The organism is Pseudomonas sp. FeN3W (genome assembly GCA_030263805.2).
Taxonomy (GTDB): Bacteria; Pseudomonadota; Gammaproteobacteria; order Pseudomonadales; family Pseudomonadaceae; genus Stutzerimonas; species Stutzerimonas stutzeri_G.
Map to the genome: position 1 here is coordinate 4,790,294 of CP136010.1, position 17,877 is coordinate 4,808,170.

General features: G+C 63.2%; 13 protein-coding genes, 1 other RNA gene and 2 pseudogenes. 5 read left to right on the plus strand and 11 right to left on the minus strand.

The window, feature by feature from the left end; genetic code table 11:
• Positions 1-24 precede the first annotated feature (24 nt).
• The 7 genes from P5704_022700 to P5704_022730 form a co-directional block, all read right to left on the minus strand.
• Positions 25-405: a rhodanese-like domain-containing protein gene (locus P5704_022700; GenBank protein WOF78770.1), complete on the minus strand. Its 381-nt coding sequence runs from the start codon at positions 403-405 to the stop codon at positions 25-27.
• Entirely contained in the window at positions 402-2,180 is a 1,779-nt protein-coding gene (sulP, locus tag P5704_022705) for a sulfate permease (protein WOF78771.1), read from the minus strand. The genes P5704_022700 and sulP overlap by 4 nt, the downstream gene beginning before the upstream one ends.
• Positions 2,177-3,925 carry a bifunctional protein tyrosine phosphatase family protein/NAD(P)/FAD-dependent oxidoreductase gene (locus P5704_022710; GenBank protein WOF78772.1) on the minus strand — a complete coding sequence of 583 codons (1,749 nt, stop codon included), beginning with the start codon at positions 3,923-3,925 and terminating at the stop codon, positions 2,177-2,179. Before P5704_022710 ends, sulP begins: the two co-directional genes overlap by 4 nt.
• A 22-nt stretch (positions 3,926-3,947) precedes the next feature.
• Positions 3,948-4,811, minus strand: coding sequence for an MBL fold metallo-hydrolase (locus tag P5704_022715; GenBank protein ID WOF78773.1), 864 nt, complete (start codon positions 4,809-4,811; stop codon positions 3,948-3,950).
• A 154-nt stretch (positions 4,812-4,965) separates the two neighbouring features.
• Positions 4,966-5,697, minus strand: a complete 732-nt coding sequence (locus P5704_022720) for an ABC transporter ATP-binding protein (protein ID WOF78774.1) — start codon at positions 5,695-5,697, stop codon at positions 4,966-4,968.
• Positions 5,690-6,910 carry an FtsX-like permease family protein gene (locus P5704_022725; protein WOF78775.1) on the minus strand — a complete coding sequence of 407 codons (1,221 nt, stop codon included), beginning with the start codon at positions 6,908-6,910 and terminating at the stop codon, positions 5,690-5,692. The genes P5704_022720 and P5704_022725 overlap by 8 nt, the downstream gene beginning before the upstream one ends.
• Before the next feature lie 4 nt (positions 6,911-6,914).
• Complete coding sequence (locus tag P5704_022730; GenBank protein WOF78776.1) at positions 6,915-8,099, minus strand: efflux RND transporter periplasmic adaptor subunit; 1,185 nt, start codon at positions 8,097-8,099, stop codon at positions 6,915-6,917.
• A 188-nt stretch (positions 8,100-8,287) separates the two neighbouring features.
• Between P5704_022730 and P5704_022735 the strand changes: the two genes are divergently transcribed.
• Complete coding sequence (locus tag P5704_022735) at positions 8,288-9,220, plus strand: ZIP family metal transporter (protein WOF78777.1); 933 nt, start codon at positions 8,288-8,290, stop codon at positions 9,218-9,220.
• Between the two features lie 4 nt (positions 9,221-9,224).
• Here the strand turns inward: P5704_022735 and P5704_022740 are convergent, their stop codons facing one another.
• From P5704_022740 to P5704_022750, 3 genes are all read right to left on the minus strand, one after another.
• Positions 9,225-9,944 (minus strand): OmpA family protein, encoded by a 720-nt coding sequence (locus P5704_022740; protein WOF78778.1) that lies wholly within the window; start codon positions 9,942-9,944, stop codon positions 9,225-9,227.
• Entirely contained in the window at positions 9,941-10,756 is an 816-nt protein-coding gene (locus tag P5704_022745; GenBank protein WOF78779.1) for a MotA/TolQ/ExbB proton channel family protein, read from the minus strand. The genes P5704_022740 and P5704_022745 overlap by 4 nt, the downstream gene beginning before the upstream one ends.
• Before the next feature lie 101 nt (positions 10,757-10,857).
• Entirely contained in the window at positions 10,858-11,844 is a 987-nt protein-coding gene (locus P5704_022750) for an NAD(P)/FAD-dependent oxidoreductase (protein ID WOF78780.1), read from the minus strand.
• Between the two features lie 309 nt (positions 11,845-12,153).
• Between P5704_022750 and ffs the strand changes: the two genes are divergently transcribed.
• The 3 genes and pseudogenes from ffs (at position 12,154) to ltrA (ending at position 16,003) form a co-directional block, all read left to right on the plus strand.
• An RNA gene (gene ffs / locus P5704_022755) (signal recognition particle sRNA small type) lies at positions 12,154-12,250 on the plus strand.
• A gap of 195 nt (positions 12,251-12,445) precedes the next feature.
• Entirely contained in the window at positions 12,446-13,600 is a 1,155-nt protein-coding gene (gene earP, locus P5704_022760) for an elongation factor P maturation arginine rhamnosyltransferase EarP (protein WOF78781.1), read from the plus strand.
• A gap of 1,200 nt (positions 13,601-14,800) precedes the next feature.
• Positions 14,801-16,003, plus strand: a pseudogene (ltrA, locus tag P5704_022765) (group II intron reverse transcriptase/maturase).
• Positions 16,004-16,012: 9 nt separating this feature from the next.
• Here ltrA and P5704_022770 read toward each other — a convergent pair.
• A protein-coding gene (locus P5704_022770; GenBank protein WOF78782.1) for an IS3 family transposase occupies positions 16,013-17,175 on the minus strand; the annotation gives its coding sequence in 2 pieces (ribosomal slippage) (positions 16,013-16,920 and positions 16,920-17,175; 1,164 coding nt in all).
• A gap of 64 nt (positions 17,176-17,239) precedes the next feature.
• On the opposite strand from P5704_022770, the pseudogene P5704_022775 reads away from it, so the two are divergent.
• Positions 17,240-17,776 (plus strand): annotated as a pseudogene (locus P5704_022775) (HNH endonuclease).
• The last annotated feature ends 101 nt before the right edge of the window (positions 17,777-17,877 follow it).

Sequence of the window (17,877 nt, forward strand, 5' to 3'; positions counted from 1 at the left end):
TTTCGTCTGCGCGGTGCGATCCGGCTATTCGAAGCTGGGCAGGCTCGGTTTCACGACAGGTTTGTTCGCGCCGACCCAGGCATCGAACCCGCCGGCAATCGACTTGACGTGCAGATAGCCCATCTCCTGCAGCGCCGCTGCGGACAGCGCGGCGCGACCACTGGTCTTGCAATAGAGCACGATGTTTATGTCCCGCGCCGCGAGTTCCGGCGTGCCGCTGAGCTTGAACTCCAGCAGCCCACGCGGAATGTTGAGGGCACCGGCGATATGGCCTTCACGAAACTCATCCGCCTCGCGTACGTCGATCAGCGCGTCCGCAGCCTGGATCGCGGCGTCGGCATCCGCGACCGCGACTTCCTGTATATGGGCCCGGGCCTGCTCGACGAGGTCATGTGCGTTCTTCATCCTGCGTTCTCCTTGATGGTGCCAAAGCGTTCACGCTGCCGTTCACGAGCGTGGAGGGTGGTGTCCGGGTCCAGTGCGAGCAGCGCTTCGTACTGGCTGATGAAAACCTGACCGCCGAAATGCTCTAGGAAATCGGTGTTCCGTAACCGGTCCATCACCGGCCCCTTGACCTCGGAAAGGTGGAGCTGGATGCCTGCCGTGTGCAGGCGCGCCGTGATGGCCTCGAGACTTTCCAGGGCGCTGGCATCGATCAGGTTCACACCGGGGCACATCAGCACCAGGTGCTCGGCCTGCGGATGGCGCCCGACCAGCTCGGCGACGCGATCCTCGAGGAAGCGCGCGTTGGGGAAGTACAGGCTCTCGTCGACGCGCACCGAGAGCACCCTCGGACTCTGTATTACGGCGAAGCGCTCGATGTTGCGGAAATGCTCGCTCCCCGGCAGCTGACCGACCACGGCGATATGCGGCTGGCTGGTGCGCCAGAGGAACAGCAACAGCGACAGGCCGACACCGAGCAGGATGCCGCTCTCCACGCCGACCAGCAGCACGCCGAGCATGGTGGCAGCCATGGCGGCGGCGTCCTGGCGGGAGTAGCGCCAGGTGCGCTTGAGTGCGGCGAAATCCACCAGGCTGAGCACCGCGATGATGATCGTAGCGGCCAGCACCGCGTGTGGCAGATTGTGGAACAGTGGCGTGAACAGCAGCACCGTGAGGCCGATGCCCACGGCAGTCAGCGCGCCAGCCAGTGGCGTCTGCGCGCCGGCGTCGAAGTTGACGACCGAGCGAGCGAAGCCGCCGGACACCGGAAAGCCACCACTGAGGGCTGCAGCGACGTTGGCGCCGCCAAGCGCGACCAGCTCCTGATTAGGCTCGATGCGTTCGCGGCGTTTGGCCGCCAGGGTCTGCGCCACCGAAACCGACTCGACGAAACCGACCAGGCTGATTAGCACCGCCGCCGGCAGCAGCTGCAGCGCCAGCGCCATATCCAGCGTCGGCAGGCTCATGCTGGGCAGGCCGCCAGGCACGACGCCGACCACCCGCACGCCGACCTCGGCGAGGTGAAAGGCGCTGACTGTCGCGATCGCCAGCAGCAGGGCGGCGACCGGCCCGATCTTGCTCAGCGTGCCGGCGATATGCGGACTCATACCCAAATGCTGCAGCCAAGTGGAGAGGCGGCTGCGCACCAGGTAGAGAAATAGCAGGCTCGTCGTGCCGACGATGAACGTCGGCAGATGCATTTGCGACAGCGCTCCGAGCAGGCCCCAAACCAGCTCCACGGCGTTTTCACCTCCGGTTGAGATGCCGAGGATGTGCTTGAGCTGGCCGAGAGCGATGAGGATGCCCGAAGCGCTGATGAAGCCGGAAATCACCGGATGGCTGAGGAAATTCGCCAGAAAGCCCAGGCGCAGCACGGCCATGAGCAGCAGCACCGCGCCGGAGAGCAGCGCCAGCAGCATGGCCGCGCCTGCATATTCCGCACTACTCGGGGCGAACAACGGTGCCAAGGCGGCCGCAGTCATCAGCGATACCACTGCCACCGGGCCGACTGCCAGGGTGCGACTGGTGCCGAACAGGGTATAGGCGATCAGCGGCAGCATGCTGGCGTACAGGCCGGTCACTGGCGGCAGGCCGGCGAGCATGGCGTAGGCGAGGCTCTGTGGGATCAGCATCAGCGTTACGATCAGCGCGGCCAGGCTGTCCTTGGCGGCGGCCGCGCGATCATAGTGCCTGACCCACTCTAATATGGGCAGGTAGCGGGCCAAGCGCTGCTTCATCCCTTCTTCTCCTGGGTGAAGTCGCAAGCGTCGGGTGCCTCGGCCGGGCGCGGTTCGAAGTCCAGATGCTTCGGCTCGGCCAGCCATTCATGGCCCTTGAGCATCATCTCGAAGTAGATCGACGGCATCCATTGGGTCTTCAGCTTCCAGGCCAGGCGGCGCGGCACTTTCGGGTCGAGCGGGAACGTCGGCAGCAGCTTTCCGCCATAGCCGAACTCGGCGAGGATCACCTTGCCGTGCTCGACGGTCAGCGGGCAGGAGCCGTAACCATCGTAGATCGCCCGCGGGCCGCTGCCCTTGAGCACACTCAGCACGTTTTCGGCGACCACCGGTGCCTGTTTGCGCACCGCTGCTGCGGTCTTGGCGTTGGGAGCGGAACACACATCGCCGAGGCTGAAGACGTTGCCGAAGCGCGGATGCCGCAGCGTCTCGTGCTCGGCCTCGAACCAGCCGTCGGCATTGGCCAGGGCGCTGTGGCGAATGAAGTCCGGTGCGTGCTGTGGTGACACCATGTGCAGCAGATCGAACTCACGCTCCACCGTGGTACTTTGCCCGGCGCTGTCGGTCACCTTGAACCAGGCCTTGCGCGCCGGTCCGTCGACAGCCACCAGATTGTGGTTGAAGTTCAGCCGCGCGCCGTAGCGCTCGACGTACTGCATCAGCGCGGGCACGAAGTCTGCGACGCCGAACAGCACCGCGCCAGCCGAACAGAAGTCGACCTCGATATCCTTCAGCACGCCTTGCTGGCGCCAGTGATCGCAGGACAGGTACATCGCCTTCTGCGGTGCGCCGGCGCACTTGATCGGCATGGGTGGCTGGGTGAATAGTGCCTTGCCGCCGCGCAGGTTCTGCACCAGTTGCCAAGTGTAGGGCGCCAGTTCGAAGGCGTAATTCGAGGTCACGCCGAACTTGCCGAGGCTGTCGCGGGCGCCTTCGATGGCGTCCCAGTCGAGGCTCAGGCCTGGGCAGACCACCAACGCCCGGTAGCCGATGCGACTGCCGTCTTCGAGCACCACTTGCTGGTGCTCCGGCTCGAAGGCTTCGGCAGCCGCGCGGATCCATTGCGCCTTGGACGGAATGCAGCGACTCATTGCGCGCTCGGTGTTGGCGCGGTCGAATACGCCGGCGCCTACCAGCGTCCAGCCGGGCTGATAGTAGTGCTGGTCACGAGGTTCGATGATCGCGATGCGTAGTTCGGGATCGCGCTTGAGCAGGCTGGCCGTCACCGCGCAGCCGGCAGCGCCGCCACCGATCACCAGGACGTCGTAGCGCGGCGTGACGGCGAACTTCGAGGCGCCCGGCAGCGGCAGGTCGGTTGTCGACTGCCAGTAGCCTTGCATGCGTGGCAGCAGGCCGCTGAGGTCGTAGCTGGCTTGCCGGGCTGTCTGCAGCAACACCTGCGGGTCGAGGTGATGGGCCTCGGCCAGTGCCCAGAGCGAGGCCGAGCGTGTCCCGGTGCGACAGAAAGCCAGTACCGGTCCTTTGATCCGTTCCAGCAGTGCTCGAAAGGCCGCGACGTCGGCATCAGTGATCTGACCGGATACCACCGGGAGATGGTGATATTCGAGGCCGGATGCCTCGGCAGCGGCGCGCATGGCATCGCTGGACGGCTGGCCTTCACCCTCGTTGTCCGGACGGTTGTTGATGACGCAGCGAAATCCGCCGCCGGCCAGCAGGGCCATGTCTGCCGGTTGCAACTGGGCTGCGACGGAGATGAATGGGGTCAGTCGTTTTATTGTTTGCATGTCGACGTCCTCCACGCTTCGGCTACAGCACGTCCAGCGGGATCTTCAGGTAGCGTGTGCCGTTGCTTTCCGGCTCGGGCAGCTCTCCGCCGCGCATGTTGATCTGCACCGAAGGCAGGATCAGCGTCGGCATGCCCAGCGTGGCATCGCGCGCGGTGCGCATGGCGACGAACTGGTCCTCGCTGATGCCGGCGTGCACGTGCACGTTGTGCTCGCGTTCGGCGGCGACGGTCGTTTCATAGAGGAACTCCTCGCGGCCCGGCGCCTTGTAGTCGTGGCACATGAATACCCGCGTGTCGCCCGGCAGGGCGAACAGCTTCTGGATCGACTGGTACAGGGTGCGCGCGTCGCCACCGGGGAAATCGCAGCGGGCGGTTCCGTAATCGGGCATGAACAGGGTGTCGCCGACGAAGGCGGCATCGCCGATGACATAGGTCATGCAGGCCGGGGTATGGCCGGGGGTATGGATGGCGCGCGCCTGGAGGTTGCCGACCTGAAAGGTATCGCCATCGTGGAACAGGTGGTCGAACTGGCGGCCATCGGTCGCAAAGTCGGAACCGGCATTGAACAGCTTGCCGAAGGTGCCTTGCACCACAGTGATGCGATCACCGATCGCCAGCTGGCCGCCTAGTTGCTGCCTGAGGTACGGCGCCGCGCTCAGATGATCGGCGTGCACGTGGGTTTCCAGCAGCCACTGCACCTTGAGGTCGTGCTCGCGTACATGGTCGACCAGGCGCTGGGCGGTGGCATGGGAGGTGCGGCCGGATGCCGGGTCGTAGTCCAGTACTGAATCGATCACCGCGCATTGGCATGTCTGCGTGTCGCTGACCACATAGCTGTAGGTGAAGGTCGTGGGATCGAAGAAGGGTTCGACGTGGGCATTCATGGGCGGGCTCCTCTCCAGGCTTCATACCGGTGGGGGTATGTTCGTCTGAATGATCTTAGCCCTGATTTAGGTTATATGTTTAGACTTAATAGTTATTAGTGGATTGCGCGCCATTCGCCTCGAGCCCGACAACCAGAGCGCAGCGGTAGACGCGTTAATGGTTGGACGGATTGGCAGCGTCACTGACGATATGCCCATCCACCAGCTGGATGGTCCGCTCGCAGTCGGCCGCGAGGCGCGGGTCATGGGTCACCACCAGTATCGCGCAGCCGAATTGGGCATTGATGCGGTGAAACAGCTCGAACACGCTTTGCGCGGTGCGGGTATCGAGGTTGCCGGTCGGCTCGTCGGCCAGCAGCAGAGGCGGGCGGGTCACCAGTGCCCGGGCGATGGCGACCCGCTGCTGCTGGCCGCCGGAAATCTGCGTAGGTTTCTTGTCGGCGAACTGCGCCAGCCCGACTTCGTCGAGCAAGCCGTGGGCCAGGTCGATATCCGCGCGTGATGGCTTGCCGTGACGAATCATCAGCGGCATCAGCACGTTCTCCAGCACGCTGAACGCCGAGATCAGGTGGTGAAACTGGAACACGAAGCCGATTGCCTGGTTGCGCAGGTGCGTACGCGCTTCATCGTCGCTGTCGCGCGTCGCCTGGCCGAGTACGTACAGCTCGCCGGAACTCGGCGTATCGAGCAGGCCGATCAGGTTCAGCAGCGTGCTCTTGCCGGAGCCGGAGGGGCCGATCAACGCTGCCAGTTCACCGCGCTCCAGGCGCAGGTCGACCCCGTGCAACACCTCGGTTTCCAGTGGCGTGCCTATGTTGAAGGCCTTGCGCACCTGCTCCAGGCGCAGGACTTCATTGGTCGGAGTGGTTGGCAGGGTTTCAGACATATCGGATCGCCACCGCCGGGTCGTAGCGCGCCGCACGCCGCGCCGGCATCGCGGCGGCGAGAACGCCGGTGATCGTCGCCACCAGCATGGCCAGCGGCACCAGTGTCGGATCGACCGGGATGGTGAACAGCCGCGGGCCGAATAGATTGAAGACCTGCACCAGACCCCAACCGACGCCACCACCGCAGGCCGAGCCGAGCAGCCCGAGCAGCCCGCCCTGCAGCAGGAACACGCGCAGGATCTGCCCGCGCGGGCTGCCCATGGCACGCAGGATGCCGATCTCGCGGGTGCGCTGGACGACGCTCACGGCGAGCACGCTGGCGATGCCAAAGGCCACGGAGATGCCGACGAATACCCGGATCATCTCCGTGGTCATGCTTTGCGAGGCAAGCGCATTGAGCAGTTGTCCGTTGGTTTCCATCCAGCTTTCGGCGCGCAACCCGGTAAGGCGTGCGAGGCGCTCGGCGACCTGATCGGCTTCGAAGATCTCGGCGACCGTGGTATCGATCACCGTGATGCCGCCGGGCAGGTCGAGCAGTGTCTGCGCCTGTTTCAGGTCCAGGTACACGTAGCGCGCATCCAGCTCGCGCACGCCCAACTCGAAGATTCCGGCGATATCGACGACCGCCTCGCGACCTTCGCCGGCATCCAGGCGCAGCTTGTCGCCGATGCCCAGGCCGAGGTCGCGCGCCAGCTCCTTGCCGATCACCGCATTGCCGGCACCCACGGTGAACTGCCCGGCGATCAGGTCGTCGGCCAACGGGATGATGCGCTGATAGCGCGGCGGGTCGATGCCGAGCAGGGCCACCGAGGCGCGGGCCACGCCGCGCCGGGCGATGGCCGGGCCGCTGATTACCGGCGACACCGCGATAATCTGTGCGTCCTGATCGAGCACGTCGCGCACGTCCTGCCAGTTGATGATCGAGCGCAGGCGCTGCGCCCGCGGACTCTCCAGTATCAGCGACCAGCTGTGATCCCCGGCGGGCAGAATGCGGTTGACCTCGTCCGGCGGCAGGATGCGGATATGCGCCTGGGTGCCCAGGGTGCGCTCGACCACATTGGCCTGCAGGCCGGTGATCAGCGCCGTGATGAATACGATCACCGCCGAGCCGACGGTGATGCCGAACATGATCAGCAACGTCTGCATGCGGTTGTCCAGCAGGAAGCGCAGGGCGATCTTCCACTCGGTCCACAGCGAGTCGGCTAGGCGCATGCAGTCAGTCCTGAATGCCGGTTGGAACGCTTTGCTCGCGGATGCGCACGCGTTGGCCTTCCTCGGCGTCGCCGATCAGCACCAGATCGCCAGCGGCCAGCCCTTCGCTGACCTCGCTCAGTGCCGTGCCCAGCATTCCCAGACGCACGCTGACCCGCTCGACCACGCCATCATTGACGCGCAATACCTGGGCACGTGTTCCGTCGCGGGCGCGCAGCGCATCGTTGGGCAACACCAGGGCTTGTTCGCGGCGGCCGGTCTCGATGTTCACCGAGACGGTCATGCCCTGACGCAGGAAGTCGGCGGGCTCGAGCAGGTCGAGATGAACATCGATGGTCCCGCGGGCAGTGTCCACGCTTGGCGCGATGAAACTGACGCGGGCCGGCAGCACGCGATCCGGGTAGGCATCGGCGATGATCCTGGCGGCCTGGCCCAGTTCGATCGGCGCCAGGTTCTTTTCGTCCAGGGGCAGCAGGATCTCGCTACTGCCGGCGCGGGCGATCGTCAGCAGGATGCGGCCGGGCTGTACCAGGTCACCGGGTTCGACTTCGCGCGTCTGCACGATGCCGTCGACCTGAGCGTGGATGCGGGTTTTCGCCAGGTTCGCGCGCGCCGCTTCCAGGCGCTGACGCAGGACCTGTTCCTCGCTGCCACCTTCGGCCACGGCTGAGGCGGCGAAGCGGGCGCGATCGCGAACCACCCGGGCAGTCAGCGCTGCGCGGCGAGCCTGTTCCAGCGGCTCGGAGGCCAGGAGTTTGCGCTCAAACAGCGTCTCGCGGCGCTGGCGTTCGCGATCTGCCTGTTCGAGGTTGTTCTCTGCTTCGCGCAGGGTGGCCTGGGCCTGTGGGCGGGTGGAATCGATCAGCTGCTGCAGGGCCGCTTCCGCCTCGCGCAGGCGGGCGCGCTGCTCGTCGTCGCGCAGTTCCAGCAGCAGATCCCCAGCCTTTACCGCATCGCCCTCACGCACATGGCGCACGGCGACCACCCCGGTGATCTCGCTGCCGACCTGCGCCAGCGACTGACTGTCCACTTCACCGCTGGCGACCACGCGTTGCACCAGTGGGCGTGTTTCCAGACGATATCCGGGCCGTTCCGGCCCTTGCAGCTGGCGCCAGATCACCCAGGCGGCCAGCAGCAGGGCCGGGATGATCAGAAAAAGCGCGCGACGAATGGACTTTGCGGCGGGCACGACGGGCCACTCCTTGATGCGGCCACTCCGGGCCATCGAACTCGCCAAGCTTACGGTCATACCCATGGGGGTACAACGCGGGTATTGCGCGCAGCAGTCAGACGATGCTCTGCGCCTATCGCGACCATAGGCGCTGGGGCGCAGCATCGCGGAGTAGACTGGCCGCCCACATCGAGGATTCTGAAATCATGGCGTCCACTGTCCAAACCCCGGCGGCCACCCTGCGCGCGGCCTGGCTCGCACAGGCGCAAGCCAACCCCTGGATCACCTTCGGTCTTGCCGCAACTGCCGTAGCGGTGCTGTTACTGCTTGTGGCGGGAACCGCGAATGCCTTGCAGAGCAGCGAGGCGGGCAATGTCCGCTACGCGCTGTTGGGTGGCAGCGCCGGCTTCGTGGCGACAGCCATTGGGGCGTTTCTGGCGATCGGCCTGCGCGACATCTCCACCCGCACCCAGGACAGCATGCTTGGCTTCGCCGCCGGCATGATGCTCGCCGCCAGCGCCTTCTCGCTGATCCTGCCGGGGCTGGAGGCGGGGCGTGAACTGTTCGGCAACGGCCCGGCCGCGGCATTGACGGTGGTGGTCGGTCTCGGCCTTGGCGTGCTGCTGATGCTCGGGCTGGATTACTTCACGCCGCACGAACATGAAAGCACCGGGCCCTGTGGTCCCAACTACGAACGCCTGAACCGGGTCTGGTTGTTCGTGCTGGCCATTGCGCTACACAACATCCCCGAAGGCATGGCCATCGGCGTGAGCTTCGCCAATGGCGACCTGAGCGTCGGCCTGCCGCTGACCATGGCGATCTCCATTCAGGACATTCCCGAGGGCCTGGCCGTTGCGCTGGCGTTGCGCACCACGGGGTTGTCGGCGCTGGGGTCGGTACTGGTCGCGGCGGCATCCGGGCTGATGGAGCCGATCGGCGCGCTGGTGGGCATCGGCATGTCCAGCGGCTTCGCCATCGCCTATCCCATCAGCCTTGGCCTGGCCGCGGGGGCGATGATCTTCGTGGTGTCCCACGAGGTGATCCCGGAAACCCACCGCAACGGCCATCAGACGCCCGCCACGTTGGGCCTCATGGTGGGTTTCGCGGTGATGATGTTTCTCGATACCGCGCTGGGTTGACGCGTCAGGGTTTGTCCGGCGCGGTCTGCATGATCAGCTCGACGCGGCGGTTGCTGGCGCGACCCCGTTCGTCGCCGTTGCCGGCGAGCGGTCGGGTGTCGGCATAGCCGGTAGCGCTCAGCCGCGTCGATTCGATGCCGGCCAGCTGCAGGTAGCGCACCACGCTGCTGGCGCGGCTGGCGGAAAGCTCCCAGTTGGACGGGAAGCGTTCAGTCTGGATCGGCAGGTTGTCGGTATGGCCCTCGACGATGATCCGGTGGCCGCCTGCGGCAAGCGTCGGGACCAGTCGGTCGATCACGTCCAGTCCGGCGTCTTCCAGCTCCGCGCGTCCCGAGCCGAAGAGAATCTCGCTGCTGATCCGAAAGCTGATGCTGCCATCGTTGACGATCACCTCGATATCGTCGCCCAGCGCCAGGTCGGGCTTCGCTTCGCTCGTGTCGTCCTGCGGCGTATCGGCCGCCGGTACCGGTAACGGCACGATCGACGCCATGGGGGAAACGCTTGGCTGCAGTGTCACCAGCTGATCGCCAGGCGTGGCCTCCAGCATCGCCGGTTCGCGCTGCTGGCCTTCGCCCTTGCCGGCCAGCGCGAGCATGATCACCAGCATCACCAGCAGCAGGGTGAGCATGTCCAGGTAGGTGATCAGCCAGGCTTCCTGCTCTTCCTCTCGCTGTGGCTCGATATGCCAGCGGGTGAAGCGGCTGCCCTGCGCCTGGCCGTTCACGTGCGTTCGTCCTGCGGCGCGCTGCGCGGTGCGGCGGGGTTGCCGTCGCGAATCTCGTCGTCGTGGTGGGCGATGAACGACTTGAGCGTTTCGCGCATGTAGGCCGGGCTGCGGCGATTGCACATCATCGAGATGCCCTGCATCACCAGATTCATCAACGCCACGCGCTGCTCGGTACGCCGCTCGAGCTTCACGGCCACTGGTTTGAGGATCAGATTGGCCAGCAGCACGCCATAGAAGGTCGTCATCAGCGCGACCGCCAGGCTGCGGCCGATCAGGTCCATGTCGCCGCTGCCGAGCATGAACATCAGGTTGATCAGCCCGACCAGCGTGCCGATCATCCCGAACGCCGGCGCATAACTCGACATCGCCCGGAACAGCTGCGCCTCGGCATTCTCGCGGGCGCGCAGCCGTGCGATGCGCCACTGCAGGACTTCCAGGATGTCTTCTTCCGGGGTGTTGTCGATCACCAGCTGCACGCCGGTGCGCAGAAAGGGGTTGCTGACCTGCTCGACGGCCTTTTCCACTGCCTGCAGATCGCCACTGATCCACAGGCGCGAGATCTGCACCAGCTCATCGAGGTCCTGGCGGGTGTAGAGGCGCTCGTTACGCATCACGGTCCAGATCAACCCGAATACCCGGGTGACTTCGCGTAACGGATAGCTGATGAAGGTCGCCGCCAGGGTGCCGACCAGTACGATGCCAAGGCTTGGCAGGTCGATGAACAACGCGGGTTCTTTGGCGGCGAAGAGCATGACGACGGCGAGCAGTCCGATGCTCGCGACGATGCCGATCAGGGTGGAGGGATTCATCGAAACTCCGCTGAAGGGGCCAGTGCAGAAAGCGCGCGATCTTAGCAGCCGGCCTTGAGCGCACGGCTGACCTGGGTCAGATCAGCCGCTGACAGCTATTCCTACAGATTCTCCAGCAGCCGGCGTGCCGCTTCCTGGCCGCTGAGCCAGGCGCCTTCCACTCGGCCGGACAGGCACCAGTCGCCGCATGCGTACAGGCCCAACCCGGCATCGGCCAGGGCGTTCCATTCGTGGCCCTGAGACGGGCGGGCATACAGCCAGCGATGCGCCAGGGTGAACTCCGGGGCTGGCACCACACAGTCGATCAGCTCGGCGAATGCACCATGCAGATGCTCGATCACCGCCTCCTTGGACAGGTCGAGGTGCTGGCGGCTCCAGCTGCTGGTGCCGTGCAGAACCCAGGTATCCAGCTCACCATTGCGACCGGGCTTGCTGCGGTTGCGAGCGATCCAGTCCAGCGCATCGTCGCGAACGAAGCAGCCTTCCAGCGTGGTGTTCAATGGAGTCGCGAAGCCGAGCGCGACCGCCCAGGTGGGCTCCATGGCTACGCTGGCGGCGACAGCGGCGAGCTTGGGCGCGCTGGAGAGCAGCGCAGCAGCCTGCGGCGCCGGCACGGCAATCACCACCTGACTGAACGGCCCGTGGCTGACCCCGGTGGCATCGACCAGCGTCCAGAACTGCTCGCCGCGAAACACTTCGGTGATGCGGCAGCTGAAGTTGACCGGCATGTCGCCCAGCAACCCGCGGGTGATCGAACTCATCGTCGGTGTGCCGACCCAGCGCACCTGCTCGTCGGCAGATGGTTTCAGTTGACCATCATGGGACTGATACATGCTGGGCGACCATTGATCGACCCAGCCTTCGCTCTGCCATTGGCGGACGGTTTCGCCAAAGCGACGATCCCGGGCGGTGAAGTATTGCGCGCCCAGGTCGAGCGAGCCCGCATCGCTGCGTTTGCTGGCCATGCGGCCGCCGCTGCCGCGGCTCTTGTCGAACAGATGTACTGCCTGCCCGGCATCGTGGAGGGCGCGCGCAGCGGAGAGCCCCGCGATCCCGGTTCCGATGACGGCGATTGGAGCCTTGCTCATGATTACCTCGTGTGCTGTTGCCATCAGCCGCACAGCGAATTCGCTGCACAGCATGGTTTCATGACAAGCGTTCGATAGCGCTTGAGCCTGTCCATCCTCGGACAGACGTTGGTCTTTGGCTAGAGGCTTTCGACGCAATGCGCATACCGCTCGCCGGTTCAATCCATTGATAGTCGGGTTGCTGGCGCTTCATGGAAGAGGATGCAATTGGCCTGCCGTAAGCGTGGCAGCAGTCTGTGGTTGTAAGTTGCTGATAAGCCGGTACAATGGCGCCGCTCGCCGCCAGGCGGGTTTCGTTATGGTGGGCCCTGCCGGTCCCCTCGCAACGATCAGCCGTGAACCCGGTCAGGCCCGGAAGGGAGCAGCCGCAGCGGTGACATTGTGTGCCGGGGTGTGGCTGGTAGGGTTCACCTCCATAACGATCTTCTCGTTTTTCCTTTCTTTTTATCTGAATCCGCTGACGCCTTTGCAGGCTCGGGCGTATACGCGCGTCTGCCGTTCCTGTGTTGTGGCATGGCAACCGGTTGCTGGCGCCAACCTTGTATCCTGCGCAGCGTTTCCAGAGGCACGAAGTGCCGGTATCGGCTCGAGGAGCACGGTTTTGTCTGTAAAAGCGAAGTGGGACATCTTCTGCGCAGTCGTGGATAACTTCGGTGACATCGGCGTCACCTGGCGCCTGGCCCGGCAGCTGGCGGCGGAACACGGTCAGCACGTGCGGCTGTGGGTGGATGATCTGGATACCTTCGCTCGGCTTTGCCCGGCGGCAAGTGCCGAGGCGGAACAGCAGCTGCACGAGGGCGTGGAGGTCCGGCGCTGGTCCGGCCAATGGTCAGCTACCGAGCCCGCCGATGTGGTCATCGAGGCGTTCGCCTGCAATCTGCCCCAGCCCTACATCAATGCCATGGCTGCCAGCGGTCGTCGCATCCTCTGGCTGAACCTCGAGTATCTGAGTGCCGAGGACTGGATCGTCGGCTGCCATGCGCTGCCCTCACTGCAGGCCAACGGCTTGCAGAAGTACTTCTTCTTTCCGGGCTTCGAAGCCCGGACCGGCGGTCTGATCCGTGAAGCCGATCTGATGTTGCGCCGTGCGGAATTTCAGAGCGATATGGCGCAACAGACCGCTTTTCTTGCCTCGCTCGGCGTAGCGCGACAGCCCGGCGCGCGCCTGTTGTCCTTGTTCGCCTACGAAAACACTGCGGTCGCGGGTTGGCTAGACGCCCTCGCGGCCGATTCGCGCAGCAACCAGCTGCTGGTCCCGGAAGGGCGAGTACTTGGCGATGTTGCCGCCTGGCTTGGCGTGCCGAGCCTGCAGACGGGCGATCAGCATCGGCGCGGCAGTCTGCAGCTTTGCATCGTGCCGTTCATGACTCAGGACGAATACGACCTGCTGCTGTGGAGCTGCGATTTCAACGCAGTGCGCGGGGAGGAGTCCTTTATCCGCGCCCAGTGGGCCGGCAGACCGCTGGTGTGGCACATCTATCCTCAGGAAGACGATGCCCACTGGGATAAACTCCATGCCTTTCTCGATCTGTACGCGCATGAGCTGTCGCCCACGGCCAACGCAGCGCTGCGCGAATTCTGGCGTGCCTGGAACGCCGGGCATGGGGCTGGCGAAGCTTGGACGGCTGTGGTCTGCGAATACCCGACCTTGCTGCAACATGCCGAAGCTTGGACCCACGAGCAGGTGGCCAATGGCGATCTGGCCGGAAAGCTGGTGTTTTTCTACACCGATTGGCTAGGTGCTGTTCACGCTTAGCGTGCGACCGCACCTTCAATTATGGTGGGGAAACGCCGTGGCCTGATCTCCGCGCCTTGTTGTACGCCGCTCCGCATGGCGCCATTTGGCGCAGCAACGTGGCTTGCGACCAGGCGGGAACAGACCCTATGATACGCGGCCTGGTGCGACACGTGTGCACGTGTCGCGCTTGGTTTGGTTAACTGCACCATGGCTCCAAACCCTTTGTTTCAAGGGGTTAATGCTTAAAACAGCAGCTAATGTACCCGGCTCAGCCTGGTAATCCTACGCTTCGGACGCTCTGCGTTTTTACGAGGCTAGGCAATGAATCTGCATCAATTCGCACCCAAAATGGGTCCGCAATAGGGTGTAGAAACCAGAAAGTTGCAATCTAGCCTAGCTCGATTGTTACAAATAATGTCTAACCCAGAGGGTGAATTCCGCCCTCTGGGCAGATTTCGTCCCTCACGTTGGGCATCGAGCCTTTATCACCGTCGTGAGACGTTGGGGGACGTTAAACCAAGCGCGGAGCGTCAAGCTCCGAATCGCATTGCTCAGCTCTGCTTGTTCAGGGAGTACCGCGCCTGGCGTGTACCCGCCAGTTCATTAGATCGGCATGCGTCAGGGGCCAACCCTGGGGTGTGAAGCCCGATTAACAATGTCTCGCTCGCAAGAGGGTGTTATCCGGTGACGGAGAACGCTTCGCGTCCGAATTGCACGGACGTGACGAGGCTAATGACCTAACCCGCATGGCTAACGCATGTGAATCGTCGCCAGAACCCTCGTAAGTATCAACGGGCCTACGGCAATTATTGGCCCCAGCCAAAATGGCAATGCAGTCGGTCATCACCATCAGACTAGGTGCTGCGGTACCGCAACGATTGCCGGGGGAAAGACGAAGCCTAAACGGGGAATAGATGCGACTCGGGGAACGTGGCAATCCCGACCACTCGCCTGGTCAGCAGCATCGGTCAGGCAGGCAAACCGCAAGGGGCGCTGATGGGTGTGGGGAATGGGAGGATGCAAAAAGCGAAGGGCTGCCTGTAATGGGTGGCATACCGGTTGAAACATCACCGGCAGGGGCAACCTTGGCTGACGTGCATCTGGTTTACGAGCGCAAAACATAGCCGCTGATTCCAGCGATAACAAACGACCCTATGGGCGACTACTGCCCATAGGGGAGTGGTCCGTCCTGAATGTCGTGCATATCAGGAGGACAGTATGAAAACGCAACCAGCAACACCGGTCGCGTCTGCGTCCTTCGACGGGATGAAGAACTGGCACGCTCTTGATTGGGCCAGGATTCAACAAACCGTTTGGAGGACGCAGCTAAAGATTGCGCAGGCAACTCGGGAAGGCGACTGGCGCAGGGTTAAACGCCTGCAACGATTGCTGACCCACTCGTTTTATGGCCGCTGTCTGGCTGTACGGCGAGTCACGGAGAGCCGGGGTCGCAAGACCTCGGGTGTCGACGGAGAAACCTGGGGAACGCCTCAGGCCAAGCTCCAGGCCGTGGGACGTCTGTCGAAAAAGCGAGGCTATCGGCCCAAGCCGCTACGGCGGGTATGGATACCGAAGCCCGGCAAGCCAGAGAAACGCCCACTGGGTATCCCGACGATGTTGGATCGGGCCATGCAGGCGCTGTATCTGCAAGCGTTGGAACCTGTAATCGAAAGCACCAGCGATCCGAAATCCTATGGATTTCGCCCGGATCGTTCGACTGCTGACGCAATGGTCGAGCTTTTCCACCTGCTGTCGCCGCAAACGGCGCCGGTCTGGATTCTGGAAGGGGACATCAAAGGTTTCTTCGACAACATTAACCATGAATGGCTGTGCCGGAATGTTCCGATGGACAGGACGGTGCTGCGCAAGTGGTTGAAGGCCGGGGTTATCGACCGGCGACAACTCATGGCTACGGAGGCCGGGACGCCGCAGGGAGGAATTATCTCGCCCTGTCTGGCAAACGCCACCTTGAATGGCTTGGAAGCCCAACTGAAGTGCCATCTGGTGCAGCAAATGGGAAAAACAAAAGCTCAGCAAGCCAAGGTGTATGTGGTGCGCTATGCGGATGACTTCGTCGTGACGGCAGCCTCGAAAGAGCTGCTGGAGGACGAGGTCAAGCCCTGGGTAGAGCAATTCCTGTCGGTACGAGGGGTTGCGCTTTCGCGGGAGAAAACGCAGACCGTACATATCCACCAAGGCTTCGATTTTCTGGGGTGGAATTTCAGGAAGTACGTGCCGAAATCGCCGTATAGGAAGGCCAAGCTGCTGATCAAACCCTCGAAGAAGAACGTTACGGCGTTCTATCGGAAAGTAGGCGAGATCATCAAAAACAGCGGGGCACTGACGCAGGATGCGTTGATCGGCCAGCTGAACCCGGTACTGAAGGGGTGGGCGCAATACCACTCCCCGGTCGTGGCAAAACTGTAGTGGTCAACCCATCCCGGACAGTGGGTTAAGTTTTTCTTCGGCCACCGCAGGCGGCAGCCCGTCGTTGAATTGATGCGGTCTGATCCAGTTGTAGCGATGCATCAGGTAATGGCTGATGTCTCGCTGAGCCTCCAAGGCTGTCAGATATCCAGTTGCTGGGATCCATTCCGACTTCAGGCTGCGGAACAGGCGCTCCATCGGCGAGTTGTCCCAGCAATTTCCTCGGCGGCTCATGCTCTGCTGCATCCGGTAGCGCCATAGCCGTTGCCGGAAGAGGCGGCTGGCGTACTGGCTGCCCTGATCCGAATGGAATAGCACCTGTTGTGGCTGGCCGCGTTGTTCGTAAGCCATGTCGAGAGCCTTAATCACTAGCTCAGCATCCGGCTTCGTGGAAAACGCCCAGCCAATCGTCCGTCGTGTGTACAGATCCAGCACTGCGGCCAGGTAATGCCAGCGACCTTGTGCCCAGACGTAGGTAATGTCGCCGCACCACACCTGGTTCGGGCGCTGGACTGCGAACTTGCGGTTTAACCGATTCGGGATATCCGGGCGCTCAACTGTGGCCTGCTTGTAAGCGTGCGAGCCCGGCTGCTTGCTGACGAGGCCCAGCTCACGCATCAACCGACGCACACGGAAACGGCCAATCGTCACGCCGTCCACGCGCAACATGCCCAGGATGCTTCGGCTGCCAGCCGAGCCTCGACTTTGGCTAAACAACTCGTTGACCCGGCTACGTAGCGCAACGCGACGAGCATCGACACGGCGACGTCGAAGGCGATGGGCGTAGTAGCACGACCGCGCCACATCGAAAGCTGAACAGACCACTTCTACCGGCTCCTGCTCACTCAACTGGTCTATCAGCGCGTACGATCGAGTTCGTCCGACATCAAGAGAGCGGTAGCCTTTTTTAATATCGCTTTCTCCCGTTCCAGCCGGTTGATCCGGGCTTCTAGCTCCTGAATCTTCTGCTGCTCGGGTGTCAGCGCCTTGCTCTTCGGCGTGACGCCCTGACGCTCGTCCTGAAGCTGTTTCACCCAGCGGCGCAATGCCGAATCCACGATGCCCAGCGAACGGCAGGCCTCGATATGGCTATAGCCTTGATCCAGAACCAAGGCAGCAGCCTCGCGTTTGAACTCGGCGGAAAACGTACGTCGTTGCTTGCTCATCGAACACCTCTTGATGGCGAGGATTTTCGCCTAAATCGGTGTCCGGGATCAGTAGACCACTACAAAACAGACCTTCAGCAAGCTGGATAGCCTGATTTTCTGGCGACTCTGGAGGTGGGCGAAGCGTAGGCACTCGAAGAAGTCGGCTGACTGGATCAGGAAAAAATACTTCCGATCCATAGGCGGGCAGAACTGGGTGTTTGCGTATCCCTACAAGAATGGCAAGGGAGAGAGGCAATTCCGGCGGCTGTACGGGCTGGCGGAAACCGCCATCGTGCGTCACAAGCGTTTACCGGGTGAGTATCAGCCCTACGACGCGGCGCATGAGCTGAAGTGGGAGGCGTTGAGGGTCCAACGGATGCAGCACAAGCTGCGTTATCGGGGGCAAATACTCAGTATCTTTCGCAGACAGAAGGGGCTTTGTGCCCTGTGCGGGCATGCGATCAGCAAGGAGACCGGTTGGCACGACCATCACGTCATCAGGCGTGTGGACGGCGGACCGGATACCTTGAGCAATCGCGTGCTGCTTCATCCCAACTGTCATGCGCTGGTGCACAGCCAGCACGGAAAGGTGACTTTGCGGCACTGCGGTCTGAAATGATAGGATCGCCCGCCATAGCTGCCGGCCAGTCGTGGACTGGCTTTTCGTAAGCTTGAGCCGTATGCGATGAAAGTCGCACGTACGGTTCTAAGGGGGGGGCG